The sequence below is a fragment of the Pseudomonas sp. OF001 genome (assembly GCF_904426495.1).
Lineage (GTDB): Bacteria > Pseudomonadota > Gammaproteobacteria > Pseudomonadales > Pseudomonadaceae > Geopseudomonas.
The window spans coordinates 57,630-78,917 of sequence record NZ_CAJGBM010000004.1 but is presented as its reverse complement, the minus strand read 5'-3'; the positions used below and the strand labels follow the sequence as shown (position 1 = coordinate 78,917).

General features: G+C 68.7%; 24 protein-coding genes and 1 pseudogene. 16 read left to right on the top strand and 9 right to left on the bottom strand.

Going from position 1 to position 21,288, the window contains the following annotated elements:
* Window positions 1-30 precede the first annotated feature (30 nt).
* The 5 genes and pseudogenes from RA210_RS03940 to RA210_RS22145 all read left to right on the top strand — a co-directional run bounded on the left by RA210_RS03940 (window position 31) and on the right by RA210_RS22145 (window position 4,116).
* Window positions 31-1,482 (top strand): TrkH family potassium uptake protein, encoded by a 1,452-nt coding sequence (locus RA210_RS03940; RefSeq protein ID WP_136490038.1) that lies wholly within the window; start codon window positions 31-33, stop codon window positions 1,480-1,482.
* An 82-nt stretch (window positions 1,483-1,564) separates the two neighbouring features.
* The gene (locus RA210_RS03935) at window positions 1,565-1,888 is read left to right on the top strand and encodes a tetratricopeptide repeat protein (RefSeq protein ID WP_136490037.1); all 324 of its coding nucleotides are present in this window, start codon (window positions 1,565-1,567) and stop codon (window positions 1,886-1,888) included.
* 30 nt (window positions 1,889-1,918) lie between these two features.
* The gene (locus RA210_RS03930; protein ID WP_136490036.1) at window positions 1,919-2,272 is read left to right on the top strand and encodes a YkgJ family cysteine cluster protein; all 354 of its coding nucleotides are present in this window, start codon (window positions 1,919-1,921) and stop codon (window positions 2,270-2,272) included.
* A gap of 128 nt (window positions 2,273-2,400) precedes the next feature.
* Window positions 2,401-2,991: pseudogene (locus tag RA210_RS22150) on the top strand (MCP four helix bundle domain-containing protein); the annotation flags it as partial.
* 66 nt (window positions 2,992-3,057) lie between these two features.
* Window positions 3,058-4,116, top strand: a complete 1,059-nt coding sequence (locus tag RA210_RS22145; RefSeq protein ID WP_372239877.1) for a methyl-accepting chemotaxis protein — start codon at window positions 3,058-3,060, stop codon at window positions 4,114-4,116.
* A gap of 107 nt (window positions 4,117-4,223) precedes the next feature.
* Here the strand turns inward: RA210_RS22145 and RA210_RS03920 are convergent, their stop codons facing one another.
* Both RA210_RS03920 and RA210_RS03915 read right to left on the bottom strand, forming a co-directional pair.
* Window positions 4,224-4,490 (bottom strand): PilZ domain-containing protein, encoded by a 267-nt coding sequence (locus RA210_RS03920; RefSeq protein ID WP_136490034.1) that lies wholly within the window; start codon window positions 4,488-4,490, stop codon window positions 4,224-4,226.
* A 76-nt stretch (window positions 4,491-4,566) separates the two neighbouring features.
* The gene (locus tag RA210_RS03915; protein ID WP_136490033.1) at window positions 4,567-5,454 is read right to left on the bottom strand and encodes a lysophospholipid acyltransferase; all 888 of its coding nucleotides are present in this window, start codon (window positions 5,452-5,454) and stop codon (window positions 4,567-4,569) included.
* A gap of 205 nt (window positions 5,455-5,659) precedes the next feature.
* On the opposite strand from RA210_RS03915, the gene glyQ reads away from it, so the two are divergent.
* The 11 genes from glyQ to RA210_RS03860 all read left to right on the top strand — a co-directional run bounded on the left by glyQ (window position 5,660) and on the right by RA210_RS03860 (window position 14,993).
* Window positions 5,660-6,628, top strand: a complete 969-nt coding sequence (glyQ, locus tag RA210_RS03910) for a glycine--tRNA ligase subunit alpha (RefSeq protein WP_201485461.1) — start codon at window positions 5,660-5,662, stop codon at window positions 6,626-6,628.
* Window positions 6,625-8,679, top strand: a complete 2,055-nt coding sequence (gene glyS, locus RA210_RS03905) for a glycine--tRNA ligase subunit beta (RefSeq protein ID WP_201485460.1) — start codon at window positions 6,625-6,627, stop codon at window positions 8,677-8,679. Before glyQ ends, glyS begins: the two co-directional genes overlap by 4 nt.
* 189 nt (window positions 8,680-8,868) lie before the next feature.
* Window positions 8,869-9,414, top strand: coding sequence for a D-glycero-beta-D-manno-heptose 1,7-bisphosphate 7-phosphatase (gene gmhB, locus RA210_RS03900; RefSeq protein WP_136490030.1), 546 nt, complete (start codon window positions 8,869-8,871; stop codon window positions 9,412-9,414).
* Window positions 9,411-10,145 (top strand): lysophospholipid acyltransferase family protein, encoded by a 735-nt coding sequence (locus RA210_RS03895; protein ID WP_201485459.1) that lies wholly within the window; start codon window positions 9,411-9,413, stop codon window positions 10,143-10,145. Before gmhB ends, RA210_RS03895 begins: the two co-directional genes overlap by 4 nt.
* A gap of 57 nt (window positions 10,146-10,202) precedes the next feature.
* Window positions 10,203-11,324: a PilT/PilU family type 4a pilus ATPase gene (locus RA210_RS03890; RefSeq protein WP_201485458.1), complete on the top strand. Its 1,122-nt coding sequence runs from the start codon at window positions 10,203-10,205 to the stop codon at window positions 11,322-11,324.
* A gap of 132 nt (window positions 11,325-11,456) precedes the next feature.
* Window positions 11,457-12,632, top strand: coding sequence for a Fic family protein (locus RA210_RS03885; protein ID WP_201485457.1), 1,176 nt, complete (start codon window positions 11,457-11,459; stop codon window positions 12,630-12,632).
* A 102-nt stretch (window positions 12,633-12,734) separates the two neighbouring features.
* Entirely contained in the window at window positions 12,735-13,217 is a 483-nt protein-coding gene (locus RA210_RS03880) for a GNAT family N-acetyltransferase (RefSeq protein ID WP_201485456.1), read from the top strand.
* An 85-nt stretch (window positions 13,218-13,302) separates the two neighbouring features.
* Entirely contained in the window at window positions 13,303-13,665 is a 363-nt protein-coding gene (locus RA210_RS03875; RefSeq protein WP_201485455.1) for a glutaredoxin family protein, read from the top strand.
* A 13-nt stretch (window positions 13,666-13,678) separates the two neighbouring features.
* Window positions 13,679-14,167: a hypothetical protein gene (locus tag RA210_RS03870; protein ID WP_201485454.1), complete on the top strand. Its 489-nt coding sequence runs from the start codon at window positions 13,679-13,681 to the stop codon at window positions 14,165-14,167.
* Between the two features lie 6 nt (window positions 14,168-14,173).
* Window positions 14,174-14,671, top strand: coding sequence for a hypothetical protein (locus RA210_RS03865; protein WP_201485453.1), 498 nt, complete (start codon window positions 14,174-14,176; stop codon window positions 14,669-14,671).
* A 16-nt stretch (window positions 14,672-14,687) separates the two neighbouring features.
* Window positions 14,688-14,993, top strand: coding sequence for a hypothetical protein (locus tag RA210_RS03860; RefSeq protein ID WP_201485452.1), 306 nt, complete (start codon window positions 14,688-14,690; stop codon window positions 14,991-14,993).
* 126 nt (window positions 14,994-15,119) lie between these two features.
* Here RA210_RS03860 and RA210_RS03855 read toward each other — a convergent pair whose 3' ends face one another.
* From RA210_RS03855 to RA210_RS03825, 7 genes are read right to left on the bottom strand one after another with little or no spacing between them, the layout of a single operon-like run.
* Window positions 15,120-15,344, bottom strand: a complete 225-nt coding sequence (locus RA210_RS03855; protein WP_256659053.1) for a 4-oxalocrotonate tautomerase — start codon at window positions 15,342-15,344, stop codon at window positions 15,120-15,122.
* 23 nt (window positions 15,345-15,367) lie between these two features.
* Entirely contained in the window at window positions 15,368-16,162 is a 795-nt protein-coding gene (dmpH, locus tag RA210_RS03850) for a 2-oxo-3-hexenedioate decarboxylase (RefSeq protein ID WP_201485451.1), read from the bottom strand.
* Window positions 16,159-17,199, bottom strand: coding sequence for a 4-hydroxy-2-oxovalerate aldolase (gene dmpG / locus RA210_RS03845; RefSeq protein WP_201485450.1), 1,041 nt, complete (start codon window positions 17,197-17,199; stop codon window positions 16,159-16,161). Before dmpG ends, dmpH begins: the two co-directional genes overlap by 4 nt.
* A 13-nt stretch (window positions 17,200-17,212) precedes the next feature.
* Window positions 17,213-18,136: an acetaldehyde dehydrogenase (acetylating) gene (locus RA210_RS03840; RefSeq protein WP_090350892.1), complete on the bottom strand. Its 924-nt coding sequence runs from the start codon at window positions 18,134-18,136 to the stop codon at window positions 17,213-17,215.
* A 25-nt stretch (window positions 18,137-18,161) separates the two neighbouring features.
* On the bottom strand, window positions 18,162-18,944 hold the full coding sequence (gene dmpE, locus RA210_RS03835) for a 2-oxopent-4-enoate hydratase (RefSeq protein ID WP_201485449.1): 783 nt from the start codon (window positions 18,942-18,944) through the stop codon (window positions 18,162-18,164).
* On the bottom strand, window positions 18,941-19,807 hold the full coding sequence (locus RA210_RS03830; RefSeq protein WP_201485448.1) for an alpha/beta fold hydrolase: 867 nt from the start codon (window positions 19,805-19,807) through the stop codon (window positions 18,941-18,943). The genes dmpE and RA210_RS03830 overlap by 4 nt, the downstream gene beginning before the upstream one ends.
* 7 nt (window positions 19,808-19,814) lie before the next feature.
* Window positions 19,815-21,275 (bottom strand): 2-hydroxymuconic semialdehyde dehydrogenase, encoded by a 1,461-nt coding sequence (locus tag RA210_RS03825; protein WP_201485447.1) that lies wholly within the window; start codon window positions 21,273-21,275, stop codon window positions 19,815-19,817.
* Window positions 21,276-21,288 lie beyond the last annotated feature (13 nt).

Below are 21,288 nucleotides of genomic sequence, written 5' to 3'. Positions count from 1 at the left end.
GGCCGGCTCCGCTGCCGCACGGACCGCCCCATGCACTACGCCGTCATCTCCCGCATCCTCGGCCTGCTGCTGATGATCTTCAGCGTCACCCACCTGCCGCCCATGCTGCTCGGCGTGCACGACGGCGACGACACCTGGCGCAGCTTCGTCTGGTCGTTCGCCATTACCCTGGTCACCGGCACGCTGATCTGGTTCCCCAACCGCGAGGCCCACGGCGAACTGCGCGTGCGCGACGGCTACCTGATCACCGCGCTGTTCTGGTTCGTCCTCGGCGCCTTCGGCGCCATCCCCTTCCTGCTCGGCGAGCGACCGGCGATGGACGCCGCCGACGCGCTGTTCGAGGCCTTCTCCGGCCTCAGCACCACCGGCGCCACCGTGCTCACCGGCCTCGACGCGCTGCCGCGCTCGATCCTCTACTACCGCCAGCAGCTGCAGTGGCTGGGCGGCATGGGCATCGTGGTGCTCGCCGTGGCGGTGATGCCGATGCTCGGCATCGGCGGCATGCAGCTGTACCGCGCCGAGATGCCCGGGCCGCTGAAGGACAACAAGCTGTCACCGCGCATCGCCGACACCGCCAAGACCCTGTGGCTGATCTACTGCGGGCTGACCGCCCTCTGCGCGCTGGCCTACTGGATTGCCGGCATGAGCCCGTTCGACGCCATCGGCCACAGCTTCGCCACCATCGCCATCGGCGGCTTCTCCACCCACGACGCCAGCATCGCCTTCTTCGACAGCGCGCTGATCGAGGCCATCTGCATCTTCTTCATGGCCGCCTCGGGGATGAACTTCGCCCTGCACTTCCTCGCCCTGCGCAGCCGCTCGCTGAAGGCCTACCTGCGCGACCCCGAGTGCATGACCTACCTCAGGCTGCTGGCCGCGGTATTCGTCATCACCACCGCGCTGCTGCTGGTCTACAGCCACCACGACGACCCGCTCGACTCGATCCGCTTCGCCGCCTTCCAGGTGGTCTCGGTGTTCACCACCACCGGCTTCGGCGTCGACGACTTCAGCGTGTGGCCGAGCTTCCTGCCGTTCCTGCTGATCTATACCACCTTCATCGGCGCCTGCGCCGGCTCCACCGGCGGCGGCATGAAGGTGATGCGCGCCATGCTGGTGGTGCGCCAGGGCCAGCGCGAGATCCAGCGCCTGCTGCACCCCAGCGGCGTGTTCGGGGTGAAGATGGGCCGGCGCAAGGTGCCCGACCGGGTGATCGAGTCGGTATGGGGCTTCTGCGCCATGTACATGGTGACCTTCTTCGGCCTGATGCTGCTGCTGCTCGGCACCGGCCTCGACCCGATCACCGCCTTCTCCAGCCTGGCCTCGTGCATGAACAACCTCGGCCCGGCGCTGGGCGACGCCGCCGCCCACTACGCCAATCTGCCGGACAGCGCCAAGCTGCTGCTCAGCGTGGCGATGATCCTCGGCCGTCTCGAGGTGTTCTCGCTGATCGTGTTGCTGTCGCCGGCGTTCTGGCGCTACTGAGGCGCGCTCGGCTAGGCTGGACGACCACAACGCGTCGCCCACCAGCGGCGGCGCAATCTCCACCCACTGCAGGGGAACGCCCATGACCACCGTCGCCGCCCTGGAAAGACTGCTGGCCGCCGGCCACGACAACGCCCTGCTGCGCTTCGGCCTGGGCAACGCCCACCTGGATGCCGGCGACGCCGTCCAGGCGCTGCCCCACCTGCAGCGCTGCGTGGAATTCGATCCCGGCTACTCGGCGGCCTGGAAACTGCTGGGCAAGGCCCATGCGGCGCTCGGCGCCACGGACGCGGCGCGCGCCGCCTGGCAGCAGGGCCTGGAAGCCGCCCGCACCCGCGGCGACAAGCAGGCGGAGAAGGAGATGACGGTGTTCCTGAAGAAGCTGGACAAGCCGCGTGCCGGCTAGAGCCCCGGCGACGGCACGAGGAGGCCGCCGATGAGCTGCACCGGCCGCACGATAGACCGCCTGCGTCGGCAGATCCCCGGCTTCGCCTGCGAGCCCGGCTGCCACGACTGCTGCGGGCCGGTCACCGCCTCCTCCGAGGAGATGTCGCGCCTGCCGGTGAAAAGCGTCGCCGCGCATGACGCGGCGCTGGCCGACTGGAACTGCGTGCACCTCGGCCCGCAGGGCTGCGAGGTGTACGACGAACGCCCGCTGATCTGCCGCCTGTTCGGCACCACGGCGAGCCTGCCCTGCCCGCGCGGCCGCGGACCGGCGACACCCACCCCGGCGCAGGTCGAGCAGCAGGTCCACGAGCTGATCGCCAGCACCCGCCAGGTGCTGGTCTAGCACCGGCGCGTCCTCAAGCGCTTGATGGCGCCCTCGACCACAGCGTCGGCATCCAGCCGTCACGGCCCGCCGGACCGTGGCGGCCGCTCTTCTGCGCACACTCCGCCCTTGCGTGCACAAACCTATGCATGGATATTGTACAGTACGCACAACTTGTACAACTTAGCCTGTCCCAGCGGAGTTCCACAATGCCGGCCTCTACCAGAAGAAGACTCAGCATCGGCCAGCGTCTGGCCCTCGGCTTCGCCGTCATCCTGGCGATGATGGTGCTGCTCACCCTGATCGGCGTGAATCGCGTGGGAGGGATCAGGAACAGCCTGGTCGCCATCAACGAGGAGCACAGCGTCAAGCAGCGCCAGGCGATCAACTTCCGCGGCAGCGTGCACGACCGCGCCATCGCCCTGCGTGACGTGGTGCTGGCCCGCTCGACCGCCGAGCAGCAGGCCGCCCTCGCCGAGATCCAGCGCCTGGCCGACAACTATGCCGAGGCGCAACGCGTGCTCGACGGCCTGCTGCAGAAGAGCAGCGGCGTGCTGCAGCAGGAACGCGAGCTGGCCGCGGCGATCCGCGAGGTCGAGCAGCGCACCCTGCCGCTGGCCAGTGCGGTGATCGCCGCCCAGCAGGGCGGCCGGCCGGACGAGGCCCGCACCCTGCTGCTCGAACGGGCAGCACCGGCCTTCAGCGACTGGCTGGCCAGCATCAACGCCTTCATCGACCTGCAGGAAGGCGAGATCCGCCGCGACTCGCAGCAGGCCACCGCGATCGCCTTGAGCTTCTCCTGGCTGATGATCATCCTCTGCAGCGCGGCCCTGCTCTGCGGCGTGCTGCTGGCCGTCCTGATCACCCGGCGCCTGCTGGCCCAGCTGGGCGCCGAACCGGACGAGGTGCGCGAACTGGCTGCCGCCATCGGTCGCGGCGAACTGGCCGTCGGCGGCCAGCCCCGCGGGCATACCGACAGCATCCTGGCCGCCCTGCTGGCGATGGCCGCCCAGTTGCAGGACACCGTGGCGCGGGTGCGCCGGTCGGCCGATGCGGTGTCGGTCGGCAGCACGCAGATCTCCCGGCATGGCGACGAGCTGAGCGAGCGCTCCGAGCAGCAGGTCAGCGCGCTGACCGCTACCGCCGCCGCCATGGAAGAGCTCGGCGCCACCGTGCGCCTGAACGCCGACAACGCCCGCCAGGCCGACCGGCTGGCCGCCTCGGCCGCCAGCGTGGCCAACCGCGGCGGCGAGCTGATGCAGGCGGTGGTGGCGACCATGGGCGACATCAACAGCCGCTCGCGGCAGGTCGCCGACATCGTGGCGATCATCGACGGCATCGCCTTCCAGACCAACATCCTCGCCCTCAACGCCTCGGTCGAGGCGGCGCGGGCCGGCGAGGAGGGCCGCGGCTTCGCCGTGGTGGCCAACGAGGTACGCCATCTGGCCCAGCGCAGCGCGGAGGCCGCCCGGGACATCAAGGCGCTGATCGGCGAAACCCTGCAGAGCGTCGAGCGCGGCGCCGGGCTGGTCGACGACGCCGGGCACACCACCGCCGAGATCGTCACCGCCATCGCCCGCGTCTCGCAGATCATGAGCGAGATCAGCACCGCCAGCCACGAGCAGAGCACGGCAGTCGAGCAGGTCAGCCGCGCGGTGGTCGACATGGACCAGACGACCCAGGTCAACCGCCTGCTGGTCACCGACAGCGCCCAGGCCGCGCACAGCCTGCAGCAGCAGGCCGAGGCGCTGGCCGCGGCGATGGCGGTGTTCCGCCTCGACAGCCAGGCCGACGCCCCGCACGTGCCGGCCCCTGCGGCGCTGCCGGCAGCGCACGCCGCCCGCGCGCCGAGCCCGGCATTCTGAAGCGCCCCGGCTGCCGCACCATGCGCTGCAACAGCGACGCCGCTGCCCCTGGACGGGGCAGTGGCGTCGTTCATTACCGCGTGGCGCCCGGCAGTCCGAGCGCGGCTTCAGTCGCCGACGAAAACCAGCGCCACGCCGCCGCTCTCGCAGCGCAGCACACGCATGTGCACCAGCGGGGCCTCTCCCGGCAGGCCCTGGACCTGACCGCAGACCAGCTCGCCGGGCTGCATGAGGCCCCGGGGCTCGTCGAGCAGCACGAACACCCCGCCATCGGAGATGTCGCGGGTGATGACCTGCAACCTGCCATGCTGCGGATGCTCGATGCACAGCGGAACCTTCATCGGTGTGCGCACATGCACGCGACGGTTTTCCATGTTCGGGATCGTCCTGTCTGCGGGGGAGAGCTCAGACGCTACTGGCTATGCGCCAGCGCGGCAAGCCCGGGCGGTTTCAGTACCAGCGCTGCTCGCCCTCCGGGCGCTTCTTGAAGCGCTTCATGCTCCACATGTACTGGCTCGGCCAGCGCCGCACGTAGCCCTCGATCATCCGGCTCATCGCCGCCACGCCGACCTCGGGGTCCTTGCTGTACATGTCCTCCGGCGCCGCCTCGAGGATCACCTTGAAGCCGCTGCCGTCCTCCAGGCGGATCGCATGCAGGAACACGCCGACCGCCTTGTGTCCAGCCAGCATGCCCGGCACGAACTTGCTGGTCAGCGCCTGCACGGCGAAGAACGGCACGAAGATGCCGCTGCCTTCGCTCGGCTCCGGGTCGGCGGGAATGCCCACCGCGCCGCCGCGGCGCACTTCCTTGATCACGCTGAGGATGCCCTCCTTGGTCGACGGCGCCACGCGGTTGCCCATCTGCACGCGCTGGCGCTGCAGCAGCTCGTCCACCGCCTTCTGCTTGGGCGGGCGGTAGAAGATGATCGGCTTGCACTGGTTGCAGTAGAAGTGGTTGAGCACCTCCCAGTTGCCCAGGTGGCTGGTGATGCCGACCACGCCCTTGCCGCTGGCCAGCGCCGCCTCCAGCACCTCGAGGCCCTCGACCTCCTTGACCAGCGCCAGCGACTTCTGCGCCGGCCAGATCCACGCGCAGGCGCTCTCGGTGAAGGTCTTGCCGATGTCCTTCAGGGTGCGTCCGAGCAGCGCCTCGCGCTCGGCGGCGCCCAGTTCGGGAAAGCACCTGGCCTGGTTGATGCGCACCACCTCGCGCGAGCGGTTGGGCAGCTTCCACAGCAGCCAGCCGATCGCCGCGCCGAGGCGCTGCACGGCGGACCAGGGCAGGGCGGCGACCAGCCGCAGCGCGCCCACCACCAGGGCGCCTTTGATCTTCTCCACGGGATTCTCCGGCGGTTGGATTGAGCGGGCATTGTACCCCGCGGCCCGCTGCCTGGTTCCGCCTGCCGGCGAATTGGCGGGCGATGTTCCACGTGGAACATATCAACCGGCGAGCTGCGCACGCCGCACAACACGCGCCCCCTCCACGGCTTTCGCCATCGGTTATACTCGCCGGCTTTACGCAAGCCTCAGAACAGGTGATTTCGTGAGCCAGACTACGCCTGCCGTGCGCACCTTCCAGGACCTGATCCTCGCCCTGCAAAGCTACTGGGCGGAGCAGGGCTGCGTGGTATTGCAGCCCTACGACATGGAAATGGGCGCCGGCACCTTCCACACCGCCACCTTCCTGCGCGCCATCGGTCCCGAGACCTGGAACGCCGCCTACGTACAGCCCTCGCGCCGTCCGGCCGACGGCCGCTACGGCGAGAACCCCAACCGCCTGCAGCACTACTACCAGTTCCAGGTGGTGCTCAAGCCGAACCCGGACAACATCCAGGACCTCTACCTCGGCTCGCTGCGCGCCATCGGCATCGACCCGCTGGTCCACGACATCCGCTTCGTCGAGGACAACTGGGAATCGCCGACCCTCGGCGCCTGGGGCCTGGGCTGGGAAGTCTGGCTCAACGGCATGGAAGTCACCCAGTTCACCTACTTCCAGCAGGTCGGCGGCGTCGAGTGCTACCCGGTGACCGGCGAGATCACCTACGGCCTCGAGCGCCTGGCCATGTACCTGCAGGGCGTCGACTCGGTGTACGACCTGGTCTACTCCGACGGCCCGTTCGGCAAGGTCACCTACGGCGACGTGTTCCACCAGAACGAGGTGGAGCAGTCCACCTATAACTTCGAGCACGCCAACGTCGACAAGCTGTTCGAGCTGTTCGACTTCTACGAGGCCGAGGCCAACCGCCTGATGGCCCTCGAGCTGCCGCTGCCGACCTACGAGATGGTGGTCAAGGCCTCGCACACCTTCAACCTGCTCGACGCCCGCCGCGCCATCTCGGTGACCGCGCGCCAGCAGTACATCCTGCGCGTGCGCACCCTGGCCCGCGCCGTGGCGCAGAGCTACCTGATCGCGCGCGCCAAGCTCGGCTTCCCGATGGCCACCCCTGCTCTTCGTGATGAAGTGCTTATGCGTGACGAAATACAGGCCAAGCTGAAGGAGGCCGCGGAATGAGTGCACAAGATTTTCTGGTCGAACTGGGCACCGAAGAGCTGCCCCCCAAGGCGCTGAAGACCCTCGCCGAGGCGTTCCTCGCCGGCGTCGAGAGGGGCCTCAAGGCCGCCGGCCTCGGCTACGCCAAGGCGCGCTACTACGCCGCACCGCGCCGCCTGGCGATCCTCGTCGAGCAGCTGGCCGTGCAGCAGCCGGACCGCGAGGTGCGTCTGGACGGCCCGCCGCTGCAGGCCGCCTTCGACAAGGACGGCCAGCCGACCCAGGCCGCCCTGGGCTTCGCCAAGAAGTGCGGCGTCGATCTGGAACAGGTCGACACCAGCGGCCCCAAGCTGAAGTTCGTCCAGTCCATCGCCGGCCAGCCGGCCACCAGCCTGCTGCCGGGCATCGTCGAAACCTCGCTGAACGAGCTGCCGATTCCCAAGCGCATGCGCTGGGCGGCGCGCCGCGAGGAGTTCGTGCGTCCCACCCAGTGGCTGGTGATGCTGCTGGGTGAGCAGGTGGTCGACTGCACCATCCTCACCCAGCAGGCCGGGCGCGTGTCGCGCGGCCACCGCTTCCACGCCAACCACGAGGTGCGCATCAGCAACCCGGCCAGCTACGCCGAGGACCTGCGCAGCGCCTACGTGATCGCCGACTTCGCCGAGCGCCGTGCGCTGATCGACGCCCGCGTCGCCGAGCTGGCCAGCGAGCAGAACGGCAAGGCCATCGTGCCGCCGGCGCTGCTGGACGAGGTGACCGCGCTGGTCGAGTGGCCGGTGCCGCTGGTCTGCTCCTTCGAGGAACGCTTCCTCGAGGTGCCGCAAGAGGCACTGATCGCCACCATGCAGGACAACCAGAAGTACTTCTGCCTGGTCGATGCGGGCGGCAAGCTGCTGCCGCGCTTCATCACCGTGGCCAACATCGAGTCCAAGGACCCGGCGCAGATCGTCGCCGGCAACGAGAAGGTGGTGCGCCCGCGCCTGACCGACGCCGAGTTCTTCTTCAAGCAGGACAAGAAGCACGCCCTCGAAGACAACAACCAGCGCCTGGCCAACGTGGTGTTCCAGGCCCAGCTGGGCAGCGTGTTCGACAAGGCTAAACGAGTTTCCGAACTCGCCGCCTTTATCGCCGCGCGCATCGGCGGCGACGCCGAGCGCGCCGCGCGCGCCGGCCTGCTGTCCAAGTGCGACCTGGCCAGCGAGATGGTCGGCGAGTTCCCGGAGATGCAGGGCATCGCCGGCTACTACTACGCCCTGCACGACGGCGAGCCGGCCGACGTGGCCCTGGCGCTCAACGAGCAGTACATGCCGCGCGGCGCCGGCGCCGAGCTGCCGTCCACCCTGACCGGCGCTGCCGTGGCGGTGGCCGACAAGCTCGACACCCTGGTCGGCATCTTCGGCATCGGCATGCTGCCCACCGGCTCCAAGGATCCCTACGCCCTGCGCCGCGCCGCGCTGGGCGTGCTGCGCATCCTGATCGAGAAGCAGCTGGACCTCGACCTGGTGCAGGCGGTGGCCTTCGCCGTCGAGCAGTACGGCGACAAGGTCAAGGCCGACGGCCTGGCCGCCCAGGTGCTGGACTTCGTGTTCGACCGCCTGCGCGCCCGCTACGAGGACGAGGGCGTCGAGGTGGCCGTGTACCAGGCGGTGCGCGCCCTTCAGCCTTCCGCGCCGCTGGACTTCGACCAGCGCGTGCAGGCGGTGCAGGCGTTCCGCCAGTTGGCCGAGGCCGCCACCCTGGCCGCCGCCAACAAGCGCGTGTCCAACATCCTCGCCAAGGCCGAGGGCGAGGTGCCGCGCGAGGTCAGCAGCAGCCTGCTCATCGAGCCGGCCGAGCAGACCCTGGCCCTGGCGGTCAGCCAGGCCGCCGAGGCGGTCGCCCCGCTGGCCGCGGCGCGCAACTACAACGCCGTGCTGCAGCGCCTGGCCGCCCTGCGCGCGCCGGTGGATGCGTTCTTCGAGGAAGTGCTGGTCAACGCCGACGACGCCGCGGTGCGTGGCAACCGCTACGCGCTGCTGGCCCAGCTGCGCGGGCTGTTCCTCGGCGTGGCGGACATCTCGCTGCTGGGCTGACCGCCCCTGTGGATAACGGCTCCGGCCGTTATCCACAGATACCGGATTGCCGGCCCTGTGGATCTTGCCTCTGCTTCTGTTCCACAGGGCCCAAGCGTAGGGTGGACAACGGCGCAGCCTTGTCCACCATCCATCCCGGTGGAAAATCGCGGCGCGAGTTTTCCACCCTACGCCCTTGAAACCGCCCTTATGAAACTGCTGATTCTCGACCGCGACGGGGTCATCAACGAGGACTCCGACGCCTACATCAAGTCCGTCGCCGAGTGGATCCCGATCCCCGGCTCGATCGCGGCGATCGCCCGCCTGAGCCTGGCCGGCTGGACCGTGGCGGTGGCCACCAACCAGTCGGGCCTGGCGCGCGGCTACTACGACGAGGCCACCCTCGAGGCCATGCACGCGCGCCTGCGCCAGCTGGTGGCCGAGCAGGGCGGCGAACTCGGCCTGATCGTCCACTGCCCGCACGGCCCGGACGAGGGCTGCGAATGCCGCAAGCCGCTGCCCGGCCTGCTGGTGCAGATCGCCGAACACTACGACGTCGCCCTCGACGGCGTCTGGTTCGTCGGCGACAGCCCCGGCGACATCGCCGCCGCCCAGGCGGTGGCCTGCCAGCCGGTGCTGGTGCGCAGCGGCAAGGGCGAGCGCACCCTGGCCAGGGGCGTGCCGGAAGGCGTCAAGGTGTTCGACAACCTGGCGGCCGTGGCCGCCCATCTGCTGGCCGGGGAGGCCGCCCGATGACCCTGCGTACCGCCCTGTTCTATTTCCTGCTCGGCCTGAGCACCGTGATCTGGTGCATCCTCAGCCTGCTGATCGCCACCTGGCTGCCACAGAAGGCCCGCTACGAGTTCATCGCCCGCACCTGGTGCCGCTTCGCCGTGTGGCTGACCCGGGTGATGCTCGGCATCGACTACCGCCTCGAAGGACTGGAGAACATCCCCCGGCAGCCGTGCGTGATCCTCGCCAAGCACCAGAGCGCCTGGGAAACCTTCTTCCTCACCGCCCACTTCGCACCGCTGACCCAGGTGCTCAAGCAGGAGCTGCTGCGCATCCCGTTCTACGGCTGGGCGTTCAAGCTGCTCAAGCCGATCGGCATCGACCGCAGCAACCCCAAGCAGGCACTCAAGCAGGTGGCCAGCGTCGGTCTCGAACGCCTGCAGCAGGGCAACTGGCTGCTGATCTTCCCGGAAGGCACGCGCATTCCGGCCGGCGAGATGGGCAAGTTCTCGCGCAGCGGCGCCTCGGTGGCGGTGGCCGCCGGCGTGCCGGTGCTGCCGGTGGCGCACAACGCCGGCGAGTGCTGGCCGCGCGACGGCTGGCAGCGCCATCCGGGCACGGTCAGCGTGGTGTTCGGCCCGGCCCTGCACGCCGAGGGCGAAGGCCCACGCGCGGTGGCCGACCTCAACCAGCGCGCCGAGACCTGGATCGGCGAGACCATGCAGAAGATCAACGGCACGGCGCGCGCCCGATAGGGCAGACTGGAGGCCTGGCGCCGCCCACATTCCTTCCCGATTCAGGAGGCAAGCGGCATGGATGTGTTTCGTTACCTGCACCTGATGGTCGAGCAGGGCGGTTCCGACCTGTTCTTCAGCGTCGGCGCACCGCCGCAGCTCAAGCGCGAGGGCCAGAGCCTGCCGATCGGCAAGGCGCCGCTGCCGCCCGGCTCCGTGCAGCAGCTGGCCTACCAGATCATGAGCCAGAAGCAGATCGCCGAGTTCGAGCGCGATCTGGAGATGAACCTGGCCATCGGCCTGGAAGGCGCCGGACGCTTCCGCGCCAACGTCTACTACCAGCGCGGCGAAGTCTCGATGGTGGTGCGCCACATCAAGAGCCAGATTCCCGGCATCGAGGAACTCGGCCTGCCGAAGAAGCTCGAGGAGCTGATCATGCTCGACCGCGGCCTGATCCTGGTGGTCGGCGCCGCCGGTTCCGGCAAGTCGACCACCCTGGCGTCGATGATCGACCTGCGCAACCGCTCGCGCGGCGGCCACATCGTCTGCATCGAGGACCCCATCGAGTTCCTCCACAGCCACCAGCGCTCGATCGTCGACCAGCGCGAGGTGGGCCTCGACACCCGCAGCTTCGAGCAGGCGCTGCTCAACGTGCTGCGCGAGTCGCCGGACGTGATCATGATCGGCGAGATCCGCGACCGCGACGCCATGCAGCACGCCCTGCACTACAGCGAGACCGGTCACCTGTGCATCGCCACCCTGCACGCCACCAACACCACCCAGGCCATCGAGCGCATCTGCAACTTCTTCCCCAAGGAGGCGCGCCAGCAGGTGCTCGGCGACCTGGCGCTCAACCTGCAGGCGATCGTCGGCCAGCGCCTGGTGCCGGGGCGCGAGGCCAAGCGCGTCGCCGCCGTCGAGCTGCTGCTGAAGACCCCCTACATCGCCGACCTGATCCAGCGTGACCAGCTCGACGACATCAAGGCCGCCATCGGTCGCGGCCAGGAACTCGGCCTGCAGACCTTCGATCAGCATCTCTATGCCCTGGTGCAGGCCGGACGCATCAGCCTCGACGAGGCCCTGCGCCACGCCGACTCGCGCACCGACCTGACCCTGCGCGCCAAGCTCGCCCGCGGCTTCCACGCCGAGGACGCCGAGCTCAAGGTGATGCGCGACTCCGAGCTGCACATCACGCCCTGATCCGCCGGACGCCGTCGCACGGCGCCCGGCGGCATGCGCGGAACTTGAACGAAAGCACGTCCGCCCTCGCCCGCCCTCCGCGCCATTTGGTTAACATGCCCGCTGCTCTCGCGCGCAAACAGGGTATCGCGGATGAAAGAACCAGCAGACCTCGAGTGGAAAGGCCTCCCGACCGAGGCGGCCAGCGACCGTTTCCTTCCCCCCGAAACCGGTGGCAGCTGGGACGACCAGGCGGTGCCGCAGCTGCGCCTGGCCGATCTCGACGCCGACGCACTGGCCGATTTCCAGCGGCGCAGCGGCGCAGCGGAGGAGGGCGGCGCCGTGCTGCTCGAGCAGCTGCAGCTGTTCCACCTCAAGCGCGCCGCCGTGCTGCTGTTCCATGCCGAGCCGGAAAAACTGGTCGGCGGCGCCTACGTCCGCGTCGGCCGCTTCGACCGCGAGCAGGGCCTGGTCGAGCAGCACGCCATCGGCGGCCCGCTGTTCGCCCAGTTCGAGCACGCCCTGGCGCTGCTGGAGGCGCACCTGCGGCATGACCCCGACGGGCAGCCTCGCGCGCCGGCGGCCTGGCCGCTGCCGCTGACGGCGCTGCGCGAGGCGCTGCTCAACGCCCTGGTGCACAAGGACTACGCCAGCGGCATCCCCATCCAGATCCGCCTGCACGACGACCGCATCAGCCTGTGGAACCCCGCGCGCCTGCCGCATGGCTGGAGCGTCGCCAGTCTGCGCACCCGTCACCTGTCGCGCCCCGGCAACCCGGACATCGCCAGCGCCTTCCAGCGCGCCGGGCTGATCGAGGCCTGGGGTCTGGGCATCGACCGTCTGCTCGGCGCCTGCCGCGTCCACGGCGTGGTCGAACCACTGCTGCGCCATGAGCAGGACGGCCTGTGGCTGGAGTTCGCCTATACCCGTGCGCTGCCGCGCCAGTACCCGCGTTCCGCGGCCTCGCGGACTTTTTCCATGCCGACAGGCGAAGTGAAAAGTGCTGTCGCAGGCGAAGCTGCAGGTCATGTCACAGGTGAAGATGCAGGTGAAGTCAACATACATGCTGCAGGTGAAGAAAGAAGTCATGTTGCAGGTCATGTCACCAGTGAAGTCCGCCGCCTGATCGGCGCCTGCGACGGGGTGATGAGCCGCAAGGCCCTGCAGGACGCCCTCGGCCTGAAGAGCGACGCCAACTTCCGCACCCTGTATCTGGTGCCGGCGCTGGAGGCCGGGCTGATCGAGATGACCATTCCCGACAAGCCCAAGAGCAGCCGCCAGCAATACCGGCTGTCCGCCGCCGGCCAGGCCTTGCGCCAGCAGAAATGATCTCCCCCGGCTGTGGACAAAAACTGTCCACAGCCAGAAGTTTGACGCCTCAGCGCAAGCCGTCGAAGCACTTTTCCACAACCCATCTACCAAGAGTTCAGGATGAACACCGATCTCGATTTCCGCCCGGTCCGCGACGCCGACCTGCCCGCCATCTGCAGCTTTGCCCGGAGTGCCGAGGAGCTGTACTACCTCGCCCCGCGCGCCCGCTTCCCGCTCGACGTCGAACAGCTGGCCGCCAGCATCGCCCAGCGCAGCGATTCCAGCGTGGTGTGCCGCGGCGAAGAGGTGCTGGCTTTCGCCAACATCTACAGGCGCGAGGAGGGCGCCTGCTGGGTCGGCAACGTCGCGGTGGCAGCGCAGGCACGGCGCCAGGGCGTGGCGGGCTTCCTGATGCAACGGATGGCCCGGCTGGCCGCCGAGCGCCACGGCGCCCGCGAGCTGCGGGTGTCCTGCTTCAACCGCAATACCGCCGGCCTGCTGCTGTACTCGCGGCTCGGCTACACCCCCTTCGCCCTCGAGGAAAGGCTGGATGACCGTCAGCAGCCCATCATGCTGATCCACCTGCGTCTGCCGCTGACCTGAGCCCGCGCCCTGCCAACCGGCGCGCAGCCCGCGCCGGCCGGCTCAGCCAGAATGCTGCTCCCGCCTACGACAAACGGACTTGTCCATGCGCAACCTTCTCCTGCTGCTCGCCCTGTGCGGCGGCGGTTACCAGGCCTGGGAGCACTTCTCCCGCGCCTCTCTCGAAAGCAACGCCCCGCTGCACGCCGAGCCCTACCTGGCGGTCTACGGCCGTGACGCCTGCGGCTACACTCAGGCCACCCTGCGCCAGCTCAACCAGGCCGGCATCCGCTACCGGTACCACTCGGTGGACGAGCCGGCGGTGGCCGACCTGCTGCACCGGCGCATGCAGAACGCCGGGCTCGAGGTGCGCCGCTACCTGCTGCCGGTGGTCGATCTGAACAACGCCCTCACGGTGCATCCGGACAACGGCGAGCTGGTGGCGCAGGCGCGTCAGCAGCTGCGCTAAGCAGGAAACAGCCATGCTGCCGAAGCATCCGCTGGCCCGCCTGTTGTGCAAGCTGAGCCTGCTACCGTTCGCCTGGTTCGCCTTCCTGTTCTGGTTCGAGAACTTCGCCATCTGGGAGACTCGGGCCAGCATCGACTCGCCCGCCGGCGGGACGACCGCCCACCTACTGAGCCTGATCCACGAAAGCAGCAAGCCCGGCCATGCGCCCTACGGCCTGCACCTGTACCTCGCCCCGGCGTGGCTGCCGCTGCCGCAGCACTTCGGCGAGCTGGCCTTTGCCGGCTACTGCAAGGGCGAGGCGGCCATCGCCTGGCAGGCGGCAGACCGGCTGGTCATCCGCTGCGATGCTCGCAAGATCAGGACGCCGCCGACCAGCCGGCGCGGCATCCGCGTCGAGCTCGACAGTCGGCCCCAGCCAGCGCCTGCGCCACCTCCAGCCGTTCGCCAGGTGCAAGAGATGCTGCACCAGTCGAATCCCGACTCGCCCACTTCCAGCCGATAGACCAGCATGCTCAACCTTTTCCGCAACACCCTCTATATCCGCCTGCAGGCCGACCTGCTGCGCGTCCTTCACGTGGAGTCCGGCAAGAGCTTCAGCGAGGCGCCAGTGCTGGCCCTGCGTACCGAAGAGCGCGGCAAGCGCGTGCCGCTGGCCATCGGCAACGAAGCACTGGCCCTGCGCGACCGCGACGGCGTCGAGCTGGCCAACGGTTTCCGTCATCCGCGCACCCTGCTGGCCGACTTCGCGGTGGCGGAGAAGACCCTGCAGTTGCTGCTGAAAAGGGTCCAGCCGCCCGCCCTGCTGCGCCCAAGGCCAACGGTGGTCCTGCAGCTGCTGGAGCATCTAGAGGGCGGCCTGACTGTGATCGAAACCCGCGGTTTCTACGAGCTGCTGTCGGTCGCAGGAGCGCGCAAGGTGTACATCTGGACCGGCCGGGAACTGCAACGTCACGAACTCGAGCACCTGCAGTTTCCCGAAGCTGGCGGCAACCTGCTCTGGCCATGAGCCCGTGGAGACCACCATGCAGATCGAACTCCACCGCCAGCGCGGTTACTTCGCAAGCTCGATGGCACTGGACGTCCTCGCCGATGGCCACAAGCTTGCCACGCTGTGCGGCGGCCAGCGCTGTCACCTGGCGCTGCCCGAGCAGGGCGCCGTTCTACAGGTGACAATGGGCATGTTTTCCAGCCCGCCGCTGCAGATAACCCCGGATGATAGCGGACGGCTCTTCGCCTGTGGCGGTGCATGGTGGCTGTGGCTGGACGTCGCCTCTCTCTGCTACCTGCCGCCGCTGGCGCAGCGCGCCCTGTTCCTGCGCCCGGCCTGAATGGTTCCACGTGGAACATCCACTAGCGGCAGGCTCACCGCAGCACCTGTTCCACGTGGAACACACCGCGCAGAAACGACAAAGCCCGGCGAGCCGGGCTTTGCTGACAGCAGGGCAGGGGCGCGCTCAGCGGCGCACCTTGCTGGCCGGCTCGCCGCCGATGCCCCAGTGATCCTTGGGCACCTCGGTGATCAGCACCCGCACGCGGTCCAGCGGCGAGTCGAGGGTGCGCGCCAGCGCCTCGCTGACCTCGCGGATCATCGCTTCCTTCTGTTCCGCGCTGCGGCCTTCCATGATGTGCACATGGGCAATCGGCATGAGACGGTTCCTCGCGAAAAAGTCCCCGGCCAGCGGCCGGGGCAACAGGGGTGAACTCAGACGAAGCGGGCCGACACGCTGCCCAGGCCCTGGTAGCGCACGGTGACGTTGTCGCCCGGCTGCACCGCCACGGCGGCGGTGATGCCGCCGGTCATGATGAAGGTGCCGGCCGGGATGTGCTCGCCGCGCTCGGCCAGCAGGTTGGCCAGCATGGCCACGCTGGACAGCGGATGGCCGAGCACCGCGGCGCCGGCGCCGACTTCCACCACCTCGCCGTTCTTCTCCATCACCACGCCGAGGGTACGCAGGTCGACGTCCTCGAGGTTGGCCATCTGGCCGCCGGTGATGTAGCGGGTCGAGGAGGCGTTATCGGCCACCACGCTGATCAGGTCGAACTTGAAGTTCTCGTAGCGCGAGTCGATCACCTCGACGGTGGGGATCACGTAGTCGATCGCCGCGATCACGTCGCCGATGTGGCAGCCCGGGCCGTGCAGCGGCGCCTTGGTGACCACGGAGATTTCCGCCTCGATCTTCGGGTGGATCAGCTTGGAGCAGTCCACCACGCCGCCGTCCGGCACGCTGAAGTAGTCGGAGAGGAAGCCGTAGATCGGCGTCTCCACGCCCATCTGCGCCATCTTCGCCCAGGAGGTCAGGCCCATCTTCAGGCCGACGGTCTTGTTGCCACGGGCCTCCTTGCGGCGACGGATCTCCCACTGGATATCGTAGGCGTCGGCGAAGGTCATCTGCGGGTAGTCGTTGGTGATCTTCGGAATGTCGTGGACATTCAGCTCGGCGCCTTCGACGTGCTCGGCCAGGGCCAGCACCTGTTCGCGGGTCAGGGTACGGTTCATGCGGTCACCTTCTGGGTCTGGCGGGCCTTGGCCATGTCGAGGGCCAGGTCTTCGATCATGTCTTCCTGGCCGCCGACGGTACCGCGGCGACCGAGTTCTACGAGGATGTCGCGGGCCGGCACGCCGTACTTCTTCTCGGCGCGCTGGGCGAACAGCAGGAACGAGCTGTACACGCCGGCGTAGCCCAGGGTCAGGGCATCGCGGTCGACGCGGATCGGCTGGTCCATCAGCGGCACCACCAGGTCCTCGGCGACGTCCATGATCCTGTACAGGTCGATGCCGGTCTCGGCGCCCATGCGCTTGAGCACGGCGCACAGCACTTCCAGCGGGGTGTTGCCGGCGCCGGCGCCGAGGCCCGCCACCGAGCCGTCGATGCGCACCGCACCGGCCTCGATGGCGGCCAGCGAGTTGGCGATAGCCATGCCCATGTTGTGGTGGCCGTGGAAGCCGATCTGGGTCGCCGGGTTCAGCTCGGCGCGCAGCAGGCCGATCTTGGTGCTCACCTCGTCGGGCAGCATGTAGCCGGCCGAGTCGGTGCAGTAGATGCAGTTGGCGCCGTAGCTTTCCATCAGGCGGGCCTGCTCCAGCACCTTCTCCGGGCTGGCCATGTGCGCCATCATCAGGAAGCCGACGGTGTCGACGCCCATCTTCGCCGCCATGCCGATGTGCTGCTCGGAGACGTCGGCCTCGGTGCAGTGGGTGGCGACGCGGATGGTCGACACGCCGCAGTCCACCGCCATCTTCAGGTGGTCGACGGTGCCGATGCCCGGCAGCAGCAGGGCGGAGACCTTGGCCTGCTTGAGCTGGGGGATCACCGCGCTGAGGTACTCCTCGTCGCTGTGCGCCGGGAAGCCGTAGTTGATCGAGCGCCCGCCGAGGCCGTCGCCGTGGGTGATCTCGATCAGCGGCATGCCGGCGGCATCCAGGCCGGTGGCCACGGCGACCATCTGCTCGAGGCTGATCTGGTGGCGCTTGGCGTGCATGCCGTCGCGCAGGCTCATGTCGTGCAGGGTGACTTGCTTGCCTTGCAGATTCATCGTGCTATTCCCCTCAGGCCAGTGCAGCTTCGCGGCTCGGCAGTTGGATGGTGCCGGCGGCGATTTCCTCGGCGAACATCTCGGCGGTGCGCAGACCGGCGGCGGTCATGATGTCCAGGTTGCCGGCGTACTTGGGCAGGTAGTCGCCCAGGCCCTCGACCTCCATGAAGATCGACACGCGGTTGCCGTCGAACACCGGGCCGTTCTTCAGGCGGTAGCCCGGCACGTACTTCTGCACCTCGGCGAGCATGGCGTGCACCGACGCGGTGATGGCGTCGCGGTCCGGCTCGCTCTCGGTCAGGCAGTGGATGGTGTCGCGCATCATCAGCGGCGGCTCGGCCGGGTTGATGATGATGATCGCCTTGCCTTCCTTCGCGCCGCCGACCTTCTCGATGGCGCCGGCGGTGGTGCGGGTGAACTCGTCGATGTTCTTGCGGGTGCCCGGGCCGACCGAACGCGACGACACGGTGGCGACGATCTCGCCGTAGGCCACCGGCTGCACGCGCGATACCGCAGCGACCATCGGGATGGTCGCCTGGCCACCGCAGGTGACCATGTTGACGTTCATCTCCAGCTTGCCGACGTGCTCCTTGAGGTTCACCGGCGGCACGCAGAACGGACCGATGGCGGCCGGGGTCAGGTCGATCATCAGCACGCCCAGCTCGTTGAGCTTGCGGCTGTTCTCGGCGTGGGCGTAGGCGCTGGTGGCGTCGAAGGCGACGCGGATGTCGTCGGCGATGACGTGCGGCAGCAGGCCGTCGACGCCCTCGGCGGTGGTCTTCAGACCGAACTCGCGGGCGCGCTTGAGGCCGTCGGACTCGGGGTCGATGCCGACCATCCATACCGGCTCGATCCACTCCGAGCGCAGCATCTTCATCACCAGGTCGGTACCGATGTTGCCCGGGCCGATGATCGCCGCTTTCAGTTTCTTGCTCATGGGTCTGTCCCCTGTTCTTGTTCGGTCAGGTGAAACGCACGCTGGCGCTGCCGATGCCGCCGATGTCGACGCGCATGAAGTCGCCGGCCTTGACCGGCTCCAGCGGCACCAGCGAGCCGGAGAGGATCACCTCGCCGGCCTTCAGGCCGATGCCGAAGTGGCCGAGGGTGTTGGCCAGCCAGGCCACGCAGTTGACCGGCGAGCCCAGCGCGGCGGCGCCGGCGCCGGTGCTGATCTGCTGGCCGTTCTTCTCCACCACCATGCCGCAGGTGACCAGGTCGACCTGGCGCGGGGAGACGGCGTTGTCGCCGAGGATGAACAGGCCGCAGGAGGCGTTGTCGGCGACGGTGTCCTGGATCTTGATCTTCCAGTCCTGGATGCGCGAATCGACCACCTCGAAGCAGGGGATCACGCACTCGGTGGCGGCCAGCACGTCGGCGTTGGTGATGCCGGGGCCCATCAGGTCCTTCTTGAGGATGAAGGCGATCTCGCCCTCGGCCTTGGGCTGGATCAGGCGGTCGCTGATCGGCATGGTCGCGCCGCTGCTAAACACCATGGCGTCGGTCAGGTAGCCGAAGTCCGGCTGGTTGACGCCGAGCATGGTCTGCACCGCCTTGCTGGTCAGGCCGATCTTCTTGCCGATGATCCGCTCGCCGGCAGCCAGGCGGCGCTCGAGCATGCGCAGGGAGATCTGGTAGGCGTCCTCGATGGTCAGGTCGAAGCGGCTGGTCAGCGGGGCGACGGCCTCGCGGCTCTGCATGGCCTGGTAGAGCTCGTCGCCGAGCTGTTGGATCAGTTCTTGGTTCATGCGCATTTTTCCTGAAGGTTGGCGGCGGCATCGGCCTCGGCGAGGAAGTCCTCGACCAGGCGGGCGAAGCGGCCGGCGTGTTCGATCTGGGTCCAGTGGCCGCAGTGGCCGAAGACGTGCAGCTGGCTGTTGGGGATCAGCTCGGCCAGGCGCAGCGAGGCCTCGAGCGGGATGATGCGGTCCTCGCGGCCATGGATGACCAGCGCCTGGTGGGGCAGGGCGCGGATGTCCGCCTCGTCGCTGGCCAGGTCGTCGACGCCGTTCTGCCGCGGCGGCGGGAACATGGCGGCGAACGACTCCTGGAAGCCCGGGCGGATGCTGGCCTGGTAGCGCAGCTCGGCCAGCTCGTCGTTGACCAGATTGCGGTCGTAGGCGAACAGGTCGAGCAGCTGGCGCATGTTGGCCTGCGACGGCGTGTAGCCCCAGGCGGTCTCCAGTCCCGCGGTGATCGGGAAGGACACGCCGACGCTGCCCATCAGCACCAGCCGGCGCACCCGCTCGGGGTGGCGGATGGCCAGGGCCAGCGCCAGGCCGCCGCCGAACGAGTTGCCGACGATGTCGGCCTGCTGGATGCCGAGGGCGTCGAGCACGCCGATGGCATGCTCGACCCAGCGCTGCTGGCTGTACTGCGCATCGGCCGGGCGCTCGCTGTAGCCGAAGCCGAGCATGTCCGGAGCGATCACCCGGCGCTGCTGCGCCAGCTGCGGGATGATCCCGCGCCAGTTGGCCCAGGCGGTGACGCCCGGGCCGGAGCCGTGGATCAGCAGGACCGGGAAGCCTTCGCCCTGCTCATGCAGGTTGGTGCGGTAGCCGGCGGCGACGATCTCGCGGCCGATTTCCGGGCTCTGTACGGGCTGGTTCATGACTGCCTCACAGCTTCACGCAGATGTTCTTCAGCTCGGTGTAGAACTCCAGCGAGTGCACCCCGCCTTCGCGACCGATGCCCGACTGCTTGCTGCCGCCGAAGGCGGTGCGCAGGTCGCGCAGGAACCAGCTGTTGACCCAGACGATGCCGGCCTCGATCTGCCCGGCGACACGGTGGGCGCGCGAGCTGTTCTCGGTCCAGATCGCCGAGGCCAGGCCGTAGGGCAGGCTGTTGGCCAGCTCGATGGCTTCCTCCTCGGTGTCGAACGGACGGATGTGGCAGCACGGGCCGAAGATTTCCTCGGTGACCACCGCGGAGTCGTCGGGCAGGCCGGTCCAGATGGTCGGCTGCACCCAGGCGCCGCCGGCCAGGTGCGCCGGCATCTCCGGCACGCCGCCGCCGGTGACGATGGTGGCGCCCTCGTCCTTGGCCTTCTGGTAGTAGGAGAGGACCTTCTCGCGGTGCTTGTGGCTGACCAGCGAGCCGAAGTTGGCGCTCGGGTCGTTCGGCTCGCCGATCTTCAGCGCCTCGGCGCCGGCCTTGAGGCGGGCGACGAACTCGTCGAAGATCGGCCGCTCGACGTAGACGCGCTCGGTGCCCAGGCACACCTGGCCGCAGTTGGCGAAGGCCGAGCGCAGGGTGCCCTCGATGGCCTTGTCCATGTCGCAGTCGGCGAACACGATGCCGGCGTTCTTGCCGCCCAGCTCCAGCGACACCTGACGCACGCCCTTGGCGGCGGCGCGCATGATGGTCTCGCCGGTGCCGGTCTCGCCGGTGAAGGTGATGGCGTCGACGTCCGGGTGGGCGGTGAGGAAGGCGCCGGCCGAGTTGCCGCCGAAGCCGTGCACCACGTTGTACACGCCGGCCGGCACGCCGGCGGCGTTCATCACCTCGCCGAGCAGGGCGGTGGTGGTCGGGGTCTCTTCCGAGGGCTTGACCACCACGGTGTTGCCGCAGGCCAGCGCCGGGCCGACCTTCCAGGTCATCAGCAGCAGCGGCAGGTTCCACGGGCTGATCACGCCGATCACGCCCTTCGGGCGGCGCACGCCGTAGTTCAGCGCGCCGACGCCATCCGGGGTGGCCATCTCGAAGGCCTCGGTGGCGACGTTCTTGATCAGGTCGGCGAACACCTTGAAGTTGGCGGCGCCGCGCGGGATGTCGATGTGGCTGGCCAGCGACTTCGGCTTGCCGGTGTCCAGGCATTCGGCCTCGAGGAACTCGTCGAAGCGCGCGGTGATGCCGTCGGCGACGCGATGCAGGATCTCGGTGCGCTCGGCCACGGTCATCTTGCCCCACGGGCCCTTGAGCGCCGCGCGCGCGGCCTTAACCGCGGCGTCGACCTCGGCCTCGCCGGCCTCGTGGATCTTGGCGATCACCTGGCCGTTGGCCGGGTTGACGTTGTCGAACAGCTTGCCGCTGGCGGAACCGACGTATTCGCCGTTGATGAAGTGCTTGATCTCTTTCATGGATGAGTCTCGT